This is a genomic window from Streptomyces sp. NPDC031274, from assembly GCF_055570235.1.
This window is the reverse complement of record NZ_JBVIHP010000451.1, coordinates 1-1,067: the sequence shown is the minus strand read 5'-3', so window position 1 is coordinate 1,067 and position 1,067 is coordinate 1. Positions and strand designations below refer to the sequence as shown.

The 1,067-nt window shown below is 74.8% G+C and carries 1 protein-coding gene; it reads right to left on the bottom strand.

The features are described from left to right. Positions 1-384: 384 nt before the first annotated feature. Positions 385-1,067, bottom strand: a 683-nt coding sequence (locus tag ACZ5CR_RS47100) for a (Fe-S)-binding protein (RefSeq protein WP_468870223.1), incomplete at its 5' end; no start/stop codon positions are given.

Sequence of the window (1,067 nt, the reverse complement as noted above, 5' to 3'; positions counted from 1 at the left end):
AGGCGGGGGCGGGTGGGTGGGGACGAGGCGGCACCGCCACGGCGCCGGGGTACCGATGCCGTGCGAAGCACCTGGAGTGGGGACTGGGGGGTCCGGCATAGACGGTCGCCTTGCAACAGCCGGGCCCCGAGGGCCTGTTCAGCACCGGGTCCCGCAGCCCGCACCCGGGCCGGACACCCAGCTAGGCGGGGGCGGGTGGGTGGGGACGAGGCGGCGCCGCGAAGTGCCGGAAGCCCGATGCCGTGGCCAGCACCCGGAGCTCGTATCCGCAGCGGGCGGAGGACAAGCCGACACCCGTAGCCCAGGGAGGCGGTGCCCCCCCGGCGCCACAGCGCAGCGGCACCCCAGCCGCAGTTCACTTCCCACCGCGCCCCGCGAGCCCCCTCACGCCTCCCCCAACCCCTCAGCCAGCACCTCCGCCAAATGCCGCCCCCGTACCCCCTCCCCCAACTGCTCCAACTGCGTCCGGCAGGAGAAGCCGTCCGCGAGGACCACCGCCCCGCCCTCGGCCTCCGGCACGGAATCCCGCACCGCCGGCAGCAACTGCTCCTCCGCGCACGCCACCGACACCTCGTAATGCCCCGCCTCGAAGCCGAAGTTGCCCGCAAGTCCGCAGCAGCCCCCGCTCAACTCGCCCTCCAGGCCCGCCTTCTCCCGCAGTCGGCGCTCCGCCCCGTCGCCGAGCACCGCGTGCTGATGGCAGTGGGTCTGGCCCACCACCGCGCGGTCGATCCTCGGCGGCGACCACTCCGGGGCCAGTTCCTCCAGCGCCTCCGCGAACGTCCGTACACGACCCGCCAGTTCAGCCGTCCGCCCGTCCTCCCCCAGCAGCTCCACCAGATCCGTCTTCAACGCCGCCGCACAGCTCGGCTCGAGCACCACAAGCAGCGCGCCCGAGTCCAGCAGCGGCCCCATCCGCTCCAGCGTGCGCCGCATCACCGCCCTGGCCCGGTCCAGCTGGCCCGTGGACACGTACGTCAGACCGCAGCACACGTCCCCCGGCGGCACCACGGGACGCAGCCCCGCGTCCTCAAGGACCCGCACCGCCGCCCGCCCCACGCCCGGCG